Raw genomic sequence first — 18305 nt, forward strand, 5'->3', positions numbered from 1 at the left:
TGACCCCTGGCGCCAAGGATGAACACGCGCCCCGCGGCTCCTGGCGACAAAATCGGGGGATGCTTCACACGAACCCGGCGGCCCGGGCACCCGCGCCGCCCGCCTACAGCCCTTCGCCAACCCCCGTGCGCCGTTTCATGGCGTGGCTGCTCTGGCTGACGCTGTTGCTGTGCGCCAGCGCATTCGCCGCGCTGGCCACCCCGTCCGGCCTGCCCCCGGTGCTTCTCGACAGTTCCACGAAGAGCGTGCACCTGGCCCAGCGCAGCGCCTGGTGGGTGGACGCCAGCGGCCAGCTCACGGTGCAGGACGTGGAGCAGCGCCAGGCCGATCTGCCCTTCGGCCTGCGCGCGGCGCAACACCGCCTGCGGCTGGACGACCAGGCCGCGCTCTGGATCGGTTTCACTGCCTGGGCGCAGGACAACAGTTCCCACTGGGAACTGGAGCTGGCGCGCTCGGGCACCGACCGCGTGAGCCTGTTCTACCGCGGTGCCGACGGCAGCTGGCTGGAGCAGCACGCGGGCGACCGCCTGCCGGTGAGCGCCTGGGCGTCGCCCGACCGCTACCCGGTGTTCAAGCTGGCCCCGCGCAGCGGTGCGCCGGTGGCCTACTGGGTGCGCATCGAACACGCGCGCGTGCCGTTCTCGGGCGAGCTGTTCATCCACAGCCACGACCAGTTGCGCGAGCAGCGCATCCACCAGCAGTTTTTACTGGGCGCCTATTTCGGCATGACCTTGTTGCTCGTCGTGGTGGCGGTGGCCAACGCACTGGTGTTCCGCGACAGCAGCTTCGCCGCCTACGCGATCTACATCACGCTGCTGGGGCTGTCGCTGGCCGCTTCGCTGGGCGTGGGCGGGCAGTTCCTGTGGCCCGATACGGCGCGCTGGAACGGCGCGGCCGAATTCGTGCTGATGCCGCTGGCGGCGGTGGCCGGGCTGCTGTTCGTGCGCCATCTGGTGCAGCCGCGGCGCATCGGGCGCTGGCTGGACCGCCTCTCGCTCACCCTGGCCGCAACGATGCTGAGCCTGGTGGTCTGGGACCAGGCGGCTCCATCCCAATGGAGCTTCGAAGCCATCACCGCCACGGGCGCGCTGGCCATGCTGCTGGTGTACGCCATGCTCTGGACCGCCTGGCGCAGCCGCGAGGGCTGGGCGCGCTGGATCGCCCTGGGCATCCTGCCGGTGCTGCTGGCTGGCGCCTTGCCGGTGATGCGCAACTTCGGGCTCATCTCCTCGGGCTTTCTCTCGCAGTACGGCATGGTGATCGCCGCGGCCATCGAAGCGCCGCTGCTGATCTACGGCCTGCTGCAGCGCTCGTCCATGCAGCACGAGTCACAAACCCGCGCCAAGGCGCTGGCGGTCACCGAGCCGCTCACCGGCCTGACCAACCGGCACAACTTCATGCTGCGGCTGCACGACAGCCTGATCCGCGCCCAGCGCTACAACCACCACAACGCCCTGCTCCTGATCGACCTGGACAACCACGAGACGTTCGAGCACGAGCACGGCCGCGAAACCGCCGACCGCGCCCTGGTGCTCACCGGCTCGCGCCTGCGCTCGGTGGCGCGCGACGTGGACACCGCCGCCCGGGTGGGCGACAACAGCTTTGCCCTGCTGATGGAGGGCCCGGTGCGCACGGCCCAGGCCGTGGCCGCGGCCACCAGCATCGTGGCCAGTGGCCTGCGCCCCTCCGATCTGCTGCCGGTGGGCACCTCGCTGCGCTTCAAGGTGGTGGTGGCGCTGCTGCCCGACGGGGGGCACGAGCTTCAGGCCGACGCCCAGGCCCATCTCGCCTGGCTGCGCTTCGCACTGGACGAACTGCGGGCCGACAAGCGAAAACACATCCTCACACTGAACTGCTGACGGATCAGCGCTTGAGCTCCACCACATCGATGGTCGGCACCACCGCTAGGCGCGCCGGCGGGCCGATGGTGCCGATGCCGGGCGTGACCAGCAAGGGCCCCGCCGGGGTGGTGTAGAGACCGTTCCACCATGGGTGCTCGGTGTTGGTATGGCGCAGGAACCAGGGTGTGAAGCCTGGAATCCAGATCTGCCCGCCATGGGTGTGCCCGGCAACCGAGAGGAACGCGGCCGACGGCGGCAGCAGCGCGACGGTGTCGGGCTGGTGCGTGACCACCAGGCGGGCGGGCGCTGGAGCGGCCGGGGCGGACCCCGATGGCCAGAGCGCGCGAATCTGCGCCTGGGGTTTACCACCCCAGAGATCGTCCAGCCCCACCAACTGCCAGCCGCGCCAGTCCAAGGTTTGCCCGTCGAGCAGGCGCACGCCGTGGGCCTGGAGCGCCGCGCGAAGCGGCTCGGTGAGGTCAGGCCCCGGGGCCTGCACATCGTGGTTGCCCATCACCCCGAACACGGGCGCCCGGATTCGGGCCAAGGGCGCCAGGCCCGCGAGCAAGTCGCGCGGCGGCTCGTGCACCCAGTCGCCCGCCACCAGCACGGCGTCCACCTCCAACGCGTTGAGCCGCTCGACCAGCCGCTGCAGCTGGTGGTCCCGCAGGAACAGGCCCCAGTGAATGTCGGCGATCACCGCCAGGCGGACCGGCTGGGCACCCGCCGGGATGCCGGTGAGCGTGGTGGTGCGCACCCGGATGAGCTCGGGCTCCACCAGCGAGGCCCACAGGCCGACCGAGACCAGCAGCGCCGCCAGCAGTGGGCGCCAGCGCCGCGACCAGGGCAGCGCAAGGGCCTGCGCGACCAGTCCCCACAGCAGGAAAGGCCCGGCCAGCCGGGAGCCCCAGAAGAGGCCAAGCATGATGAAGTTGCGCAGTTCCAGCCGCGGGGTGTACCAGCGCCCGGCGTAGTCCCACAGACTGATGCCCACCGACAGCAGCGCCGCCAGCGCAAACAGCCGCCACGCCCACCAGCCGCTCCGCTGGATCGACGCCCAGGTCATGACCCGAGCGTCAGTTTTCCATGGCGCCGGAGCGCTACCCCAACGCATGAAAAGGTGCAGCCCAGGGCGCGGGGATGTTCACTACTTCAAGCCTCGCGGCGCAGGGCCGGGAACAGAATCACGTCGCGGATGCTCGGGCTGTCGGTCAGCAGCATCATCAGACGGTCGATGCCGATGCCGCAGCCGCCCGCCGGGGGCATGCCGTACTCGAGCGCGCGGATGAAGTCGGCGTCGTAGTACATGGCTTCTTCGTCACCACCGTCCTTGGCCGAGACCTGGGCGTGGAAACGCGCGGCCTGGTCTTCGGCGTCGTTCAGCTCGGAGAAGGCGTTGCCGAACTCGCGGCCGGTGATGTAGAGCTCGAAGCGCTCGGTCACCTCCGGGCGGTCGTCGTTGGCACGGGCCAGCGGCGAAATCTCGGTCGGGTGGTCCATGATGAAGGTTGGGTTCCAGAGCTTCTCTTCCACCGTCTCTTCAAAGTACAGCACTTGCAGGCTGGCCAGGCTGCGCGTGCTGAGCTGGTGTTTGGCCTCGGACAGGCCGAGCTTTTTCAACGCCTCCAGCAGCCAGGCCGCGTCGTCCACGCCCGCACCGGCCTCGGTGTATTTCAGGATCGCCTCGCGGATGGTCAGGCGCTCGAACGGCGACTCCACATCCACCGGCTGGCCGTTGTAGCTCAGCGGCGTGTCGCCGTGCACCTGGCGCACCACGTGGCGGATCAGCTGTTCGTTGAAGTCCATCAGGTCGCGGTAGTTCCAGTACGCCGCGTAGAACTCCATCATGGTGAATTCGGGGTTGTGGCGGACCGAGATGCCTTCGTTGCGGAAGTTGCGGTTGATCTCGAACACACGATCAAACCCGCCCACCAGCAGGCGCTTCAAGTACAGCTCGGGCGCGATGCGCAGGAACATTTCCTGGTCCAGCGCGTTGTGGTGCGTCTTGAAGGGCTTGGCGTTGGCGCCACCGGGGATGGGGTGCAGCATCGGCGTTTCCACTTCCAGGAAGCCGTGGCTCACCATGAAGTCGCGGATGCTGGAGAGCGCCTGGCTGCGGGTGACGAAGCGCTTGCGCGCGCTCTCGTCGGTCATCAGGTCCACATAGCGCTGGCGGTACTTGATTTCCTGGTCGTGGATGCCGTGAAACTTGTCGGGCAGCGGACGCAGGCTCTTGGTGAGCAGGCGGATGCGGTCGGCGTGGATGGTGAGCTCGCCGGTGCGCGTGCGCATCAACACGCCCTCTGCGGCCACGATGTCGCCCAGGTCCCAGTGCTTGAAGGCCGCCAGCGCCGCCTCGCCCACGCTGTCGGTGTTCAGGTAGATCTGGATGCGGCCGCCCGAGGGGCCAAACGACGCGTCCTGCAGCGTGGCAAAACTGGCCTTGCCCATGACGCGCTTGAGCATCATGCGGCCCGACACGCTGGCGCGCGTCGGCGTCGCTTCCAGCGCCTCCTTGCTCACCTCGCCATAGGTCGCGAACAAGGCCTCGGCCTTGTCGGCCGGCTTGAAGTCGTTCGGGAAGGCCACGCCCTTGCCCTCTTGCTGGGCCACACGCAACGCCTTGAGTTTCTCGCGGCGCTCCGCGATCAGCTGGTTGTCGTCGGTAGCAGGGGCGGCTTGGGCGTGGTCGGTGGTCATGGTGTTGGGGCAATGAAAAAACGGGTTGCGCCCGGAAAAGCGCAACCCGTCATTGTAAGTTCCGGTGAAAGAGACCCCTAAACCAGAAGACGGTGCAACTGCATCCTCTCCGGAGCACAGGGCCCGAACCCAGAACGCGGCGGAACCGGCTTCGCCGGGCCGCTCGCGTTGCCCCCTGAGGGGTGACGCCGCTGGCGGCGCGGGGGGTGGGAGATCAATGCCCCAGGTATGCCTCGCGAACCTTCGGGTCGGTCAACAGGTCCTTGCCGCTGCCGGTCATGGTGATTTCACCCGAGTCCATCACGTAGCCACGATCAGCGATCTGCAGGGCGCGCTGGGCGTTCTGCTCCACCAGCAGGATGGTCACACCCTGGGCCGACACGTCGCGCACCACCTCGAAGATTTTGTCCACCATGATGGGCGACAGGCCCATGGACGGCTCGTCGAGCAGCAGCACCTTGGGCTGGCTCATCAGCGCGCGCGCCATGGCCAGCATCTGCTGCTCGCCGCCCGACATGGTGCCGGCCAGCTGGTCCTTGCGCTCTTTCAGGCGCGGGAAGATGCCGAACATGCGCTCGATGTCGTTGGCGATGCCCGCCTTGTCGGAGCGGATGTAGGCGCCCATCTGCAGGTTTTCGGTGATGGTCATGCGGGTGAACACGCCCCGGCCTTCCGGCACCATGGCCAGGCCCTGCTTGACCAGGTCCCAGGCGCCTTTGCCTGCGATGCTCTGACCCAGGTATTCGATGTCGCCGCCTTCGAAGGCCAACGAACCGGTGACGGCCTTCATGGTGGTGGTCTTGCCCGCGCCGTTGGAACCGATCAGCGAAATCAGCTCACCCTCGCGCACTTCCAGATTGATGCCTTTGACGGCCTTGATGCCGCCGTATGCGACCTTCAGGCCGCTGACTTTGAGTAGTGTGTTTGCCATGTTCTTGTGTCCTCAGGCGCCGCCGGTGCCCAGATAGGCTTCGATCACTTTCGGGTCGCTCTGCACCTCAGCCGGCGTACCGGACGAGAGCTGCTTGCCGTAGTCCAGCACCGTGACACGGTCGCACAGACCCATGACCAGCTTCACATCGTGTTCGATCAGCAAAATGGTGCGGTTGTCCTTGCGGATGCGGTCGATCAGCTCGCGCAGCAACACCTTTTCGGTGGCGTTCATGCCCGCGGCCGGTTCGTCCAGCGCGATCAGCTGCGGATCGGTGGCCAGCGCACGCGCGATCTCCAGCCGGCGCTGATCGCCGTAGCTCAGGGTGCGCGACTTGAAGTCGGCGAATTTGGCAATGCCCACGTACTCCAGCAGTTCGCGCGCCCGTTCGGTGATCTCAGCCTCTTCGCGCTTGAAACCCGGGGTGCGCAGCACGGCGCCGATCAGGCCCGAGTGCGTGCGCACGTGGCGCCCGACCATCACGTTTTCCAGCGCCGTCATTTCGGCGAACAGGCGGATGTTCTGGAAAGTGCGGGCAATGCCCGCCTTGGCCACTTCGTGCACCGCCGTGGGCGTGTAGGGCTTGCCCGCCAGTTCAAACGAACCGCTGTCGGGGGTGTACAGCCCCGTCAGCACGTTGAAGAAGGTGGTCTTGCCCGCGCCGTTGGGACCAATCAGGCCATAGACCTGACCACGTTTGATTTCGATGCCCACATCGCTCAGGGCCTGCAGGCCACCGAAACGCTTGGAGACATTGGCGACTTTGAGAATCGTATCGGTCATCTGGTTGCTCCGCTCACTTGCTCAGGGATTTGCCGTGCTCGGGCGCGGGCCACAAGCCTTTGGGGCGGATCAGCATGACCACCACCATGGCAAGCGCGATCAACAACTGACGCAGGATTTCCGGAGCGAGACGACCGTCGGTCATGGCGGTCAGCGGGTGCGCCACATGGCGCAGCAGTTCGGGCAGGCCGGCGAGCAACAAGGCCCCCAGGATCACGCCCGGGATGTGGCCGATGCCACCCAGCACGACCATGGCCACCACCATCACCGACTCCATCAGCGAGAAGGACTCGGGCGACACGAAGCGCTGGAACGAGGCGAACAGCACACCGGACACGCCGCCGAAGGTGGCACCCATGCCGAAGGCCAGCAGCTTGAGGTTGCGCGTGTTCAGGCCCATGGCCTTGGCCGCGATTTCGTCTTCACGGATCGCCATCCAGGCGCGACCGATGCGCGAGTCCTGCAGGCGGTAAGACAGGATCACCGCCCCGACCACGAAGAACAGGAACAGGTAGTAATACAGCGTGACCGGCTGAAAGGAGTAATCCCCAATGGTCAGGCGCTGCCCCAGGTCGAGGCCGAACACCGAGATGGTGTCGATCTGGCTGATGCCCTTGGGGCCGTTGGTGATGTTCACCGGGCGGTCCATGTTGAGCAGGAAGATGCGGATGATCTCGCCGAAGCCCAGGGTGATGATGGCCAGGTAGTCGCCACGCAGTTTGAGCGTGGGCGCGCCCAGGATCATGCCGACAACCCCGGCAATCACCGCGGCAATGATCATCACGATCCAGATACTGATGTGCAGACCTTCGGGGAACATCGCCTTGATGGCCGGGAAGGTGTCGATCAGGTGCGGCGAACCCAGCAGCGCAAAGACATAGGCGCCCACCGCGAAGAACGCGATGTAGCCCAGGTCCAGCAGGCCGGCGTAGCCGACCACGATGTTCAGGCCCAGGGCCAGCAGCACGTAGAGCAGGGCGATGTCAAGGATACGCACCCAGGAGTTGCTGCCGGTGGACTGCAACAGGATGGGCAGGAGCAGCAGGGCTGCACCCGCGAGCAGGAAAACGATCAGTTTGCCGGATTTGGTGTTCATCATGATGGTCAACTCCTCAGGCGCGGTCCGCCACGCGTTCGCCCAGCAGGCCCGAAGGACGCAGCGTCAGCACGATGGCCAGCACGATGAAGGCAAAGATGTCGGTGTACTGACTGCCCAGCACCCCCCCGGTGAGCTTGCCGAGATAACCGGCGCCCAGCGATTCGATCAGGCCCAGCGCGATGCCGCCGACCACCGCACCGGCCAGGTTGCCGATGCCACCCATGACGGCCGCCACGAAGGCTTTCAGGCCGGGCATGAAGCCCATGGCGTGCTGCACCGAGCCGTAGTTGGACGCCCACATGATGCCCGCGATCGCGGCCAGCATGGCGCCGATGATGAAGGTGGCGGAAATCACCACGTCGGGCTTGATGCCCATGAGGGCGGCCACACGCGGGTTTTCGGCCGTGGCCCGCATGGCGCGGCCCAGGTTGGTGCGGTTGACCAGCCACATCAGGAAAGCCAGTGTGACGGCCGTGGTCGCCAGAATGGCGATCTGCGTGACCGAGATCACAGCCCCCCCGAGGTGCACCGGGTCGGTGGAGAGCATGTTCGGGTACGACTTGGGATTGGGTTTCCAGATGATCATGGCAAAGGTCTGCAAGAGCAGCGACATGCCGATGGCTGTGATCAAAGGGGCCAGGCGCGAGGAATTGCGCAACGGCCGGTAGGCCAGTTTCTCGATCGTGTAGTTGAGCGCGGCGCAGACCACCATCGCGATCACCGTGGCAAACACCAGGATCAGCCACAGCGGCATACCGGGTGAGGCCTCCCGCATGACACCGATGATGGTCCAGCTGGTGAGCGCGCCCACCATGAGCACGTCGCCGTGCGCGAAGTTGATCAGTCCGATGATGCCGTACACCATGGTGTAGCCCAAGGCAACCAGCGCATACATGCTGCCCAGAACCAGACCGTTGATGATCTGCTGTAGCAAGGTTTCCATGAAAAAGTTCTCCGTGTTTTTATCGGGCCCAGGCGGATTGCCCAATCTGGCCCGATTCAACTTAGCAAAAAACCCGCCAGGCTCGACCTTGAACAGGACAGACTGCGGGTTGGTGGCGGCATTGTATCGATGCGTTTTGCCTGCTCTTATGCGTGTAAGCCCTTAGATATCACGGGTTTACCCTAATTTTCGACGATGCCGGGCTGCTGCATCAGTGCAATTGGTCTTGCATTAGTTTTTTTGATTATTCAGTTTCTTGAGCTCCCGCAGCTTATCGGCGATGCGGATCTCCAGTCCCCGCTCGACCGGGCGGTAGAAACCCGGTTCGGCCATGCCCTCGGGCAGGTAGCGCTCCCCGGCGGCGAAGCCATCGGCCTCGTCGTGCGCGTAGCGGTAACCCTTGCCGTAGTCGAGCTCCTTCATGAGCCTGGTCGGTGCATTGCGCAGGTGCATGGGCACCGGACGGGTGCCGTCTTTCTTTACGAAGGCCTTGGCTTCGTTGAAAGCCTTGTAGACCGCATTGGACTTGGGCGCCACGGCCAGGTACACCACGCACTCGGCCAGGGCCAGCTCGCCCTCCGGGGTGCCCAGGCGTTCGTAGACTTCGGCCGCGTCCAGCGCCAGGCGCAGTGCGCGCGGGTCGGCCAGCCCGATATCCTCGCTGGCCATGCGGATGAAACGCCGCGCCATGTAGCGCGGGTCCGCACCACCGTCGAGCATGCGCACGAACCAGTACAGGGCCGCGTCGGGGTCTGAGCCGCGCACGCTTTTGTGCAGTGCGCTGATGGTGTCGTAGAACTGCTCGCCGCCCTTGTCGTAGCGGCGCATGCGTTCACCCAGCACCCGCATCAACCAGTCGTCGGTGACTTCCGGCAGTTTTTCCCGGGCAGCCGCCACGGCCAGGGTTTCCAGAGTGTTGAGCAGGCGGCGGGCGTCGCCATCGGCGTAGGCAATGAGCCGCTCGGCCGCGGCGTCCTGCACCGGCGGCACGGCATCGATCGCCTGCGCCTTGCCGATGATGCTGCGCAGATCGTCCTCGGCCAGCGGCTGCAGCACATAAACCGCGGCGCGCGAGAGCAGCGCCGAGTTGACCTCGAACGAGGGGTTCTCGGTGGTCGCACCGATGAAGGTGAACAGGCCCGACTCCACGTGTGGCAAAAAGGCGTCTTGCTGGCTCTTGTTGAAACGGTGCACCTCGTCCACGAACACGATGGTGCGCTGCTGGTGCAGGCCGTCACGCGCCGCCTGGGCCTGCTCCACCGCCTCGCGGATGTCCTTCACGCCCCCCAACACGGCGCTGATGGTGATGAACTGGGCATCAAAGGCGTCGGCCATGAGCCGGGCGATGGTGGTCTTGCCCACGCCCGGCGGGCCCCAGAGGATGCAGCTGTGCGGCTGGCCCGACTCGAAGGCCAGGCGCAGCGCCATGCCTTCGCCCAGCAGGTGCTGCTGGCCGATCACCTCGGCCAGCGTGCGTGGCCGCAGGCGCTCGGCCAGCGGCGTGTGCGGTGAGACGCGGGAAGCGGCGGGCGAACTCACGGCGCGAAAGTGTTCGCTCAGGGGCGGATCACGTCGGCCCCGGCGGGCGGCGTGAAGCGGAAGCGCTCGGCCTTCAGCGCCACGTTGTCCTGCCATTGGCCAAACGTCAGCACCGATCGCTGGCCCAGGCTGTCCGCGATCTCCAGCACGGCGAGCTGTCCCTGGCGAAACCCGACACGCACGCTCTGCAGCTGGCCGTCCTTGTTGCGCGGACGCGCCTCCAGCCATTCCAGCCCATCCTGCGCGGGCGCCGCCTGCAGCTCGAACACCTCGGACAGCGCGCGCATGTCGGTGCCCGCCGCAATCAGGGCGGCCGGCGTGCTACCCAGCACCTCTTGCTGCTTGCGCGCGGTCACCTGGTTGAGATCGACGTCGTACAACCAAAGCGTCTGGCCATCGGCCACGATGGTCTGCTCAAACGGCTTGGTGTATTCGAAACGGAAGCGGTTGGGCCGCAGGAACTCGAAGCGTCCGCTGGAGGTCTTGCTGCGCGCCACGGTTTCGCCCGTGCGCTTGGGCGAAGTCACGACCTGGGTGAAGCTGGCCTGCGCACTGTTGACGTCGCGCAGGAACTGCTCCAAGTCTTTCAGGCCATCGGCGTGGGCTGCGAAAGTGGTCAGCGCAAACGCTGCGGTGGTGAGAAGTTTTTTGATCATGTCGGGTCGGACCCGTTTGCGGTCACAAGGTTGCACCGTGGGCTCATTCGCCACGTGACGGCACCAGAATGTCGCGCTGCCCGCTCGATGTGAGCGCACTGACCAGGCCCGCGTTTTCCATGTCCTCCAGCAGGCGGGCCGCGCGGTTGTAACCGATCTTGAGTTTGCGTTGCACGTAGGAAATGCTGGCCTTCCGGTCCTTGAGCACGATTTCGACCGCCTGGTCGTAGAGCGCGTCTTTTTCACCGTTGCCACCGCCACCGTCCCCGAACATGTCGCCACCCTCGCCATCGCCCGCAGCGCTTTCCAGCACACCATCGATGTAGTTAGGCTCGCCGCCCTGCTCTTTCAGATAGGCCACCACACGGTGCACTTCGTCGTCGCTGACGAAAGCGCCATGCACCCGGATCGGAAACCCGGTGCCGGACGGCATGTACAGCATGTCGCCCATGCCGAGCAGGCTCTCGGCGCCCATCTGGTCGAGGATGGTGCGGCTGTCGATCTTGCTGCTCACCTGAAACGACAGGCGGGTGGGGATGTTTGCCTTGATCAGACCGGTGATCACGTCCACGCTGGGTCGCTGCGTGGCCAGAATAAGGTGGATGCCGGCGGCACGCGCCTTTTGCGCCAGGCGTGCGATCAATTCTTCGATCTTCTTGCCCACCACCATCATCAGGTCGGCCAGTTCGTCGATCACCACCACGATGTAGGGCAGGCGCTCCAGCGGTTCGGGTTGCTCGGGCGTCAGGCTAAAGGGGTTGCCGATGATTTCGCCACGCGCCCTGGCCTCGTCGATCTTCTGGTTGAAACCCGCGAGGTTGCGCACGCCCATCTTGCTCATGAGCTTGTAGCGCTTTTCCATTTCGCCCACACACCAGTTCAGGCCGTTGGCCGCGTGCTTCATGTCGGTCACCACCGGCGCGAGCAAGTGCGGGATGCCCTCATAGACGCTCATCTCCAGCATCTTCGGGTCGATCAGCAACAGGCGCACGTCTTTCGCATCGGCCTTGTACAGCAGCGAGAGGATCATGGCGTTGATGCCGACCGACTTGCCCGAGCCGGTGGTACCGGCCACCAGGCAGTGCGGCATCTTGGCCAGATCGGCCACGACGGGCTGACCGCCGATGTCCTTGCCCAGACCCATGGTCAACAGCGACTTGGCGTCGTTGTAGACCTGCGAGCCCAGGATTTCGCTGAGCTTGATCATCTGCCGCTTGGCGTTGGGCAGCTCCAGCGCCATCAGGTTCTTGCCGGGGATGGTCTCGATCACGCGGATCGACACCAGCGAGAGCGAGCGCGCCAGATCGCGACCCAGGTTGACGATCTGCGACCCCTTCACACCGGTGGCGGGCTCGATCTCGTAGCGCGTGATCACCGGGCCTGGCGCGGCCGCCACCACCCGCACTTCCACGCCGAAGTCCTTGAGCTTCTTCTCGATCAGGCGGCTGGTCATCTCCAGCGTCTGGCTGTCCACACCCGCCTGGTGCAGCGGCGCGCCGTCCAGCAGGTCCACCTGCGGCAGCTTGCTGTCGGGCATCTCGGTGAACAGCGGCTTCTGCCGCTCCTTGGCCACCCGCTCGCTCTTGGGCACGTCGATCAGGGTGGGCTCGATCACCACCGGTATCGGGTGGTGTTCTTCAATCTCCACCCGCTCGACCTTGACCACTTCCTCGCGCTCGCGGGCCGCCTGCTCACCGATGCGCTGGTCTTCCACCGCTTCGCGTTTCTCGCGCCGGGCCTCAAACCAGCCGTCCAGCGTGAAGCCCAGGTGTTCGGCCCAGTGCCCCCAGGAAAAACGGAACACGCGCGGCAAGCACAACACCAGCAGCGCGAGCATGGCCAGCGCCGAACCCGTGAACCCCAGCCAGCGCATGGCCAGTGTTCCCACGGCCTGGCCCAGCACGCCACCCGCATGCCCTGGCAACAGCCCCTCAAGACGGTACAGCCGGCTCCATTCCAGCGTGGTGCTGGCCACCAGCAACAGGCCCAGCGCAAGCCAGAAAACGGCACGCCGACCCCGGATGCGTTGCCACACTGTGGCCTTTTCCAGGGCGTGCGCCTCGTCGTCCGCATCCAGCCCCTGATACCCCCGTATCCAGCGTGCCAGCGCCGACAGCCAAGCCCGCACACCGGCGAAAAAGCACCACCAGACTGAAAAGCCCAGCAGGAAATAGCTCCAGTCGGCCAGCAGGGCGCCGAACCGGCCACCCCAGTTGCCCGCCTCCGGCCGGGTACCCGTGGTGCTCCAGGCCGGGTCGGCCAGCGAGTGGCTCAGCAAGGCCAGCAACCAGAACGCCAGCGCTGCGGCGCCCAGCACGAGCCCGATCTCCTGGGCAAAACGGGTCACCCCCGCCGGCGCCGTGTTGGCGCGGTCGGCGTTGAGCGTGTTGAGTGAATAAGTCATAGGCTCCGCAATATTCCGGGGGCAAGCTTACCCCATGGAGATGCGTCTCCGCGCCCGCCGCAAGGGGCACCAAAGCACTGGCGAGCGGGCGGCCCGAAGCCACTCGCCGGACGGTCAGTGTCGTTCAACCCAGTGAATTGAGACGTTCCTTGATGACGGTGCTGCCGTCCTCAGCCAGCTCGATGAACCCCCGATCCTCCAGGTCCTTCATCACCCGGCTGACCATCTCGCGCGAGGCGCCGATCATTTTCGCAACATCCTGGCGCGAGACCCTGTCGCGGATGACGAGCTGGCCGTCCTTGCCGGGCTGCGCGAACTCCAGCAGCGCGCGGGCCACCCGGCCATACACATCCATCAGGGCGAGCGATTCGATCTTGCGATCGGCATGGCGCAGGCGTTGCACCAGCCCTTTCATCACGGCATAGGCCATGGAGGTGTTTTCCGGCAGGCAGCGCGCGAACTCCACCCGCCCCAGGATCAGCACGTCGGTCTGCACCTCGGCTCGCACGGTGGCCGAATGCGGCTGGTTGTCGATCAGACTCATCTCACCCACGTAGTCGCCCGGGTTCATGGTGGCCAGGATCACTTCACGACCGCGGCTGTCGGCGGTCACCACACGGGCCCGGCCCGTCAGCACGATGGCCAGGCAATTGGACTTTTTCCCCTGCTCGACGATGCATTCCCCGCGCTTGAAGCGCCGCTTGACCACCGCATCGGCCACCGATTCGGCCTGTGCCTGCGTCAGCGTGGAAAACAGCGGTACCCGGCGAATCAAATCCAGATTGGACAGGATGGACATGCGTTTATTCCTATGCTTGAACTGCGGACGCAGCGCTCTTTCATACAATGACTCCAGTCACCGGCCCACCCTCCCAGGTTGAGCACAAGGCCGCGGAAGCCGCGAATCAACGTCAACTCTAAACCACTTGCCCCAAAGTTCGATGGGGCTGCGCAACATGAAGCACTCCAAAGTTCTTATTCTGGGATCCGGCCCTGCCGGCTACACGGCCGCGGTCTATGCCGCCCGCGCCAACCTCAACCCGGTGCTCATCACCGGGATTGCCCAGGGTGGCCAGCTCATGACCACCACCGACGTGGACAACTGGCCCGCCGACGTGGACGGCATTCAGGGCCCTGAGCTGATGCAGCGCTTCCAGGCGCACGCGGAGCGCTTCAAGACCGAGATCGTGTTCGATCACATCAATGCGGTCGATTTTTCCAAGCGGCCTTTTGTGCTCAAGGGCGACAGTGGTGAGTACAGCTGCGATGCGCTGATCATCGCCACCGGCGCTTCGGCCAAGTACCTGGGCCTGCCCTCGGAAGAAGCCTTCATGGGCAAAGGCGTGAGTGGTTGCGCCACCTGCGATGGCTTTTTCTACCGCGAGCAGGACGTGGCCGTCGTGGGCGGCGGCAACACCGCCGTCGAAGAAGCCCTGTATCTGTCGAATATCGCCCGCAAGGTCACCCTGGTGCATCGCCGCGACACGTTCAAGGCCGAGCCCATCCTGGTCGACAAGCTGATGGAGAAGGTCGCTGCGGGCAAGATCGAGCTCAAGACCCATTTCACGCTCGACGAGGTGCTGGGTGACCAGAGCGGCGTGACCGGCGTGCGCCTGAAAAGTGTGAAGACCGGCGAGACCGAAGACCTCGTGCTCAAGGGCTGTTTCATCGCCATCGGCCACAGCCCCAACACCGATATCTTCAAAGGTCAACTCGAGATGCAAGACGGCTACATCGTCACGCAATCAGGGCTGAAGGGCATGGCCACCATGACCAGCGTGCCCGGCGTGTTCGCTGCGGGTGACGTGCAGGACCACGTGTACCGCCAGGCCATCACCAGTGCTGGCACCGGCTGCATGGCGGCACTCGACGCCCAGCGTTTTCTGGAACAAAACGAGGCCTGAGCCCTTCCCGCCGGGCGGTGTTGGCCAGGCCAACCCACCCGCGCTATAATTCAAGGCTTTGCTGCGTTTGACCGGTTTCGGTTGTGCGTGACGAATTCGGGTTACCGCCACCCTTTCCTGGCGAGGTGAGGCTGGAACGCCAGATGCAGAACGGACACCTGTCCACCGGCATCCTGGGCCAACAGCTGTATAGAAGTATCGGAGTGTCCTCATGGCACGCGTCTGCGACGTCACGGGCAAGAAGCCCATGGTCGGGAACAACGTTTCCCACGCCAACAACAAAACCAAGCGCCGGTTCCTGCCGAACCTGCAATACCGCCGTTTCTGGGTCGAGAGCGAAAACCGCTGGGTTCGCCTTCGCGTGTCGGGCGCTGCCCTGCGCCTGATCGACAAGAACGGCATAGATGCCGTGCTCGCTGACCTGCGCGCACGCGGCCAGGCATAAGGAGCACACACCATGGCAACCAAAGGCGGACGCGAAAAGATCAAGCTGGAATCCACTGCGGGTACCGGCCACTTTTACACCACGACCAAAAACAAGAAGACCACGCCCGAGAAGATGCTGATCAAAAAATTTGATCCCAAAGCTCGCAAGCACGTGGATTACAAGGAAATCAAGCTGAAGTAATTCAGCCGGTTCTCCCAACAAAAAAAGCCGCTGTGAAAACAGCGGCTTTTTTGTTTGTCGGCGACCACACTCGACTCGTTCCGGAACGAAGTGCCTCTATCCCAGAAGGCCGCGGAACCGGCTCCGCCGGGCCGCCAGCGTTGCCCCCCTTGAGGGGGTGACGCGCCGCGGGGGTGGGACATCAGACCCTCAAGCGTGCGCGGAGCGCAGACGAATCGAGAAGTCGCGCAGCGCGGCGATACCACTTTCTTCAGCGCGACGACACCAAGCCTGCAGGTCACTGGCAAGCTGCTCGCGCGTGGCGTTTGTGCTGGACCACAGCGCACGCAGCTCTTCGCGCATGGTCACCATCTTGTCGAGCACCGGATGTTCGGCCCGGGCCAGCGCCAGTTGAGGCTTGACTTCGGCCGGCACCTTGTCGTCGTCGCGGTGCAGCCAGCGGCGAGCCGCGTCCAGAACCGAAGCGTCGGCACTGCGGGACTTCAACCCCTCGATCTCGCGCTTGCAGGCAGTGCGCAGCTCGCGCGCGAATCCGGCCATAACCTCATACCGGTTGGCAATGATGGCTTCCAGCGTTTTTTCATCTGCCACCGGCTTCACGTCGCCAAAGGCCATCTTCGGTGGCAACTTTTTCACGCGCGCCAGACCCAGCGACTTGAGCACGCTGATATAGAGCCAGCCAATATCAAACTCGTAAGGTTTGACCGACAGCTTGGCGGATGTGGGGTAGGTGTGGTGGTTGTTGTGCAGCTCTTCGCCGCCAATGAGAATGCCCCATGGCGAGACGTTGGTGCTGGCATCGGTCGCTTCGAAGTTGCGGTAACCCCACCAGTGGCCAATGCCGTTGATGATGCCGGCCGCGGTGATCGGAATCCAGATCATCTGAATAGCCCATACCGTCAGGCCCAACACGCCAAACATGGCGACATTGATGATCAGCATCAGGCTCACGCCCAGGCGCGAACGCCCGGTGTACACATGGCGCTCGATCCAGTCGTCCGGCGTGTTGTGCCCGTAGCGCTCCAGGGTTTCCTGGTTCTTGGCTTCGGCCCGGTACAACTCGCTGCCCTCCCAGAACACCTTCTTGATGCCAAACACCACTGGGCTGTGAGGATCACCCTCGTGTTCACACTTGGCGTGGTGTTTGCGGTGAATGGCCGTCCACTCCTTGGTAACCATGCCGGTGGTCATCCAGAGCCAGAAGCGGAAAAAATGCGAGGCCACCGGGTGCAGGTCCAGTGCGCGGTGCGCCGAATGGCGATGGAGGTAAATGGTGACACTCGCAATGGTGACATGGGTCAACACCAGTGCCACCACCATGGCCTGCCACCACGACGCACCGGTCAGACCGTGGGCCAGGAACTGGATCAGGCCATCCCACAGAAGGGAAAAAGCCCCCGAATCAGAAGAGAACATTGATTTCCTAAAAGAACGCCTGGAAGCGTCCATATCAAACAGGCCAGGCTCGCGCACACAGCGGGCCGAAGGGAGCCTTTGATTTTAAGGGCGAGGGTGAAAAACACCTAGCCACAACCACCCGACCGGCGAAAGCTCAGATGAAAATCGGGTGTTTTACCGGTTTTTCAAGGCTTTTTCCGCCAGACGGCAGCAAAGAAGCCATCTGTTGCATGCCGATGCGGCCACAGACGCAGCCAGCGCCCCCGCTCACCCGAACACAAAGCCGCAGCCTGCGGCACATGCAGAGCGTCCAGCAGGGCAGACACGGGTACCTCTTCGAATTCAGGATGGGCCAGGGCAAAGGCTTCGCAAACCGCCTCATTCTCCGCCCGCAGCAGACTGCAGGTGGCGTACACAAGCCGCCCGTCTGGCTTGAGCAGGCGCGCAGCGCTGTGCAGGATGGCCTGTTGCAGTTCCGCCTGCGCGGCCACGGTCTGCGGTGTTTGCCGCCATTTCAGGTCGGGGCTGCGACGCAAAGTGCCCAGGCCAGAACACGGTGCATCGACCAGTACACGGTCGATCTTGCCCGCTAGGCGCTTGATGCGGTCGTCGCGCTCGTGGGCGATGGCCACGGGGTGCACATTCGACAGTCCGCTGCGTGCCAGTCGGGGTTTGAGGGCATCGAGCCGATGACCAGAGGTGTCGAACGCATACAGGCGTCCGCTGTTGCGCATGGCCGCGCCAATGGCCAGCGTTTTGCCGCCCGCGCCCGCGCAAAAGTCCACCACCATTTCGCCACGCTTGGCGTCCAGCAGCAGTGCCAGCAGCTGTGATCCTTCGTCCTGCACTTCCACGTCGCCCTGCACAAAGGCCGGCAGTTTGGTCAGTGAAGGTTTGCCCTGCAGTCGGATGCCCAACGGGGAATATGGGGTGGCCTCACAGGCCAACCCCGCCTGGCGCAACTCGGCCAAGACCACTTCGCGCTTTTTCTTCAGCACATTGACGCGCAGATCCAGCGCAGCCGGCTGGTTCAGACTGGCCACAAGCGCATCGAACTCGTCACCCACCTGCTCGCGCAGTGCGCTGGCCAGCCAATCGGGCAGGTTGTGGCGGTGCTGCGCCATCAGGTCGGCGTCGTTCACCGCCAGACAGTGGTCCCACCAGGTCTTTTCCGCGTCGGTCAACGCGCTCTTGAGAAAGTCGCGATCCCCCGGGAAACCCAGGATGGCGAGTCGGCGCCACTTGGAACCGGTGCCGGAGCGGGCCAGCCATTCGAACTTCAGGCGCTCGCGCAGGATGGCGTAAACCGTGTCCGACAACGTGGCGCGCTCGCGCGGGCCGAGTGACCGGTTCTCCCGGAAATGGCGCGCGACCACGGCGTCGGTGGGATGGTCAAATTTGAAAACCTGTTCGATCAGGGCGGAACATTCGTCCAGGAGGGCTTTGGGGTGCATCGTCCTATTGTCCCACCCGCGATAA

Annotated in this window: 16 protein-coding genes; 4 read left to right on the forward strand and 12 right to left on the reverse strand. The window is 64.6% G+C overall.

The genetic code is table 11. The features are described from left to right. The first annotated feature begins 59 nt into the window (after nucleotides 1-59). Nucleotides 60-1859: a sensor domain-containing diguanylate cyclase gene (locus tag HTA01S_RS16490; RefSeq protein WP_068173836.1), complete on the forward strand. Its 1800-nt coding sequence runs from the start codon at nucleotides 60-62 to the stop codon at nucleotides 1857-1859. A 4-nt stretch (nucleotides 1860-1863) separates the two neighbouring features. Here HTA01S_RS16490 and HTA01S_RS16495 read toward each other — a convergent pair whose 3' ends face one another. From HTA01S_RS16495 to HTA01S_RS16540, 10 genes are all read right to left on the reverse strand, one after another. Beyond that, the gene (locus tag HTA01S_RS16495) at nucleotides 1864-2907 is read right to left on the reverse strand and encodes a metallophosphoesterase (RefSeq protein ID WP_068173837.1); all 1044 of its coding nucleotides are present in this window, start codon (nucleotides 2905-2907) and stop codon (nucleotides 1864-1866) included. Between the two features lie 86 nt (nucleotides 2908-2993). Further along, nucleotides 2994-4541 carry a lysine--tRNA ligase gene (lysS, locus tag HTA01S_RS16500; protein ID WP_068173862.1) on the reverse strand — a complete coding sequence of 516 codons (1548 nt, stop codon included), beginning with the start codon at nucleotides 4539-4541 and terminating at the stop codon, nucleotides 2994-2996. Between the two features lie 214 nt (nucleotides 4542-4755). Next, on the reverse strand, nucleotides 4756-5472 hold the full coding sequence (locus tag HTA01S_RS16505; RefSeq protein ID WP_068173838.1) for an ABC transporter ATP-binding protein: 717 nt from the start codon (nucleotides 5470-5472) through the stop codon (nucleotides 4756-4758). Nucleotides 5473-5484: 12 nt separating this feature from the next. Further along, entirely contained in the window at nucleotides 5485-6255 is a 771-nt protein-coding gene (locus HTA01S_RS16510; protein WP_068173839.1) for an ABC transporter ATP-binding protein, read from the reverse strand. Nucleotides 6256-6268: 13 nt separating this feature from the next. Then, nucleotides 6269-7354: a branched-chain amino acid ABC transporter permease gene (locus tag HTA01S_RS16515; RefSeq protein ID WP_068173840.1), complete on the reverse strand. Its 1086-nt coding sequence runs from the start codon at nucleotides 7352-7354 to the stop codon at nucleotides 6269-6271. A 13-nt stretch (nucleotides 7355-7367) separates the two neighbouring features. Continuing rightward, nucleotides 7368-8297 (reverse strand): branched-chain amino acid ABC transporter permease, encoded by a 930-nt coding sequence (locus HTA01S_RS16520; RefSeq protein WP_068173841.1) that lies wholly within the window; start codon nucleotides 8295-8297, stop codon nucleotides 7368-7370. A gap of 231 nt (nucleotides 8298-8528) precedes the next feature. Next, nucleotides 8529-9836, reverse strand: coding sequence for a replication-associated recombination protein A (locus HTA01S_RS16525; protein ID WP_068173842.1), 1308 nt, complete (start codon nucleotides 9834-9836; stop codon nucleotides 8529-8531). A 17-nt stretch (nucleotides 9837-9853) separates the two neighbouring features. Then, nucleotides 9854-10489: an outer membrane lipoprotein chaperone LolA gene (gene lolA, locus HTA01S_RS16530; RefSeq protein WP_068173863.1), complete on the reverse strand. Its 636-nt coding sequence runs from the start codon at nucleotides 10487-10489 to the stop codon at nucleotides 9854-9856. Nucleotides 10490-10535: 46 nt separating this feature from the next. Beyond that, nucleotides 10536-12896, reverse strand: a complete 2361-nt coding sequence (locus HTA01S_RS16535) for a DNA translocase FtsK (protein ID WP_068173843.1) — start codon at nucleotides 12894-12896, stop codon at nucleotides 10536-10538. Nucleotides 12897-13020: 124 nt separating this feature from the next. After that, nucleotides 13021-13695: a Crp/Fnr family transcriptional regulator gene (locus HTA01S_RS16540; RefSeq protein WP_068173844.1), complete on the reverse strand. Its 675-nt coding sequence runs from the start codon at nucleotides 13693-13695 to the stop codon at nucleotides 13021-13023. Between the two features lie 157 nt (nucleotides 13696-13852). On the opposite strand from HTA01S_RS16540, the gene trxB reads away from it, so the two are divergent. The 3 genes from trxB to rpmG all read left to right on the forward strand — a co-directional run bounded on the left by trxB (nucleotide 13853) and on the right by rpmG (nucleotide 15428). Beyond that, complete coding sequence (gene trxB, locus HTA01S_RS16545; RefSeq protein ID WP_068173864.1) at nucleotides 13853-14800, forward strand: thioredoxin-disulfide reductase; 948 nt, start codon at nucleotides 13853-13855, stop codon at nucleotides 14798-14800. A gap of 211 nt (nucleotides 14801-15011) precedes the next feature. Next, nucleotides 15012-15245, forward strand: coding sequence for a 50S ribosomal protein L28 (gene rpmB, locus HTA01S_RS16550; protein ID WP_056269541.1), 234 nt, complete (start codon nucleotides 15012-15014; stop codon nucleotides 15243-15245). Between the two features lie 12 nt (nucleotides 15246-15257). After that, nucleotides 15258-15428, forward strand: coding sequence for a 50S ribosomal protein L33 (gene rpmG / locus HTA01S_RS16555; protein ID WP_068173845.1), 171 nt, complete (start codon nucleotides 15258-15260; stop codon nucleotides 15426-15428). Between the two features lie 189 nt (nucleotides 15429-15617). Here rpmG and HTA01S_RS16560 read toward each other — a convergent pair whose 3' ends face one another. Both HTA01S_RS16560 and HTA01S_RS16565 read right to left on the reverse strand, forming a co-directional pair. Further along, a complete protein-coding gene (locus HTA01S_RS16560; RefSeq protein WP_068173846.1) occupies nucleotides 15618-16844 on the reverse strand; it encodes a DesA family fatty acid desaturase in 1227 nt (408 codons plus the stop codon). Nucleotides 16845-17011: 167 nt separating this feature from the next. Next, nucleotides 17012-18280, reverse strand: a complete 1269-nt coding sequence (locus HTA01S_RS16565) for an RsmB/NOP family class I SAM-dependent RNA methyltransferase (protein WP_068173847.1) — start codon at nucleotides 18278-18280, stop codon at nucleotides 17012-17014. Between the last annotated feature and the right edge of the window lie 25 nt (nucleotides 18281-18305).

This window comes from Hydrogenophaga taeniospiralis CCUG 15921, from assembly GCF_001592305.1.
GTDB classification, from domain to species: domain Bacteria; phylum Pseudomonadota; class Gammaproteobacteria; order Burkholderiales; family Burkholderiaceae_C; genus Hydrogenophaga; species Hydrogenophaga taeniospiralis.

What these genes read in the sequence shown, in the direction of transcription:
- HTA01S_RS16490 (WP_068173836.1), top strand. Translation starts at nt 60, where the DNA reads ATGCTTCACACGAACCCGGCGGCCCGGGCACCCGCGCCGCCCGCCTAC.
- HTA01S_RS16495 (WP_068173837.1), bottom strand. Translation starts at nt 2,907, where the DNA reads ATGACCTGGGCGTCGATCCAGCGGAGCGGCTGGTGGGCGTGGCGGCTG.
- lysS (WP_068173862.1), bottom strand. Translation starts at nt 4,541, where the DNA reads ATGACCACCGACCACGCCCAAGCCGCCCCTGCTACCGACGACAACCAG.
- HTA01S_RS16505 (WP_068173838.1), bottom strand. Translation starts at nt 5,472, where the DNA reads ATGGCAAACACACTACTCAAAGTCAGCGGCCTGAAGGTCGCATACGGC.
- HTA01S_RS16510 (WP_068173839.1), bottom strand. Translation starts at nt 6,255, where the DNA reads ATGACCGATACGATTCTCAAAGTCGCCAATGTCTCCAAGCGTTTCGGT.
- HTA01S_RS16515 (WP_068173840.1), bottom strand. Translation starts at nt 7,354, where the DNA reads ATGATGAACACCAAATCCGGCAAACTGATCGTTTTCCTGCTCGCGGGT.
- HTA01S_RS16520 (WP_068173841.1), bottom strand. Translation starts at nt 8,297, where the DNA reads ATGGAAACCTTGCTACAGCAGATCATCAACGGTCTGGTTCTGGGCAGC.
- HTA01S_RS16535 (WP_068173843.1), bottom strand. Translation starts at nt 12,896, where the DNA reads ATGACTTATTCACTCAACACGCTCAACGCCGACCGCGCCAACACGGCG.
- HTA01S_RS16540 (WP_068173844.1), bottom strand. Translation starts at nt 13,695, where the DNA reads ATGTCCATCCTGTCCAATCTGGATTTGATTCGCCGGGTACCGCTGTTT.
- trxB (WP_068173864.1), top strand. Translation starts at nt 13,853, where the DNA reads ATGAAGCACTCCAAAGTTCTTATTCTGGGATCCGGCCCTGCCGGCTAC.
- rpmB (WP_056269541.1), top strand. Translation starts at nt 15,012, where the DNA reads ATGGCACGCGTCTGCGACGTCACGGGCAAGAAGCCCATGGTCGGGAAC.
- rpmG (WP_068173845.1), top strand. Translation starts at nt 15,258, where the DNA reads ATGGCAACCAAAGGCGGACGCGAAAAGATCAAGCTGGAATCCACTGCG.
- HTA01S_RS16560 (WP_068173846.1), bottom strand. Translation starts at nt 16,844, where the DNA reads ATGTTCTCTTCTGATTCGGGGGCTTTTTCCCTTCTGTGGGATGGCCTG.
- HTA01S_RS16565 (WP_068173847.1), bottom strand. Translation starts at nt 18,280, where the DNA reads ATGCACCCCAAAGCCCTCCTGGACGAATGTTCCGCCCTGATCGAACAG.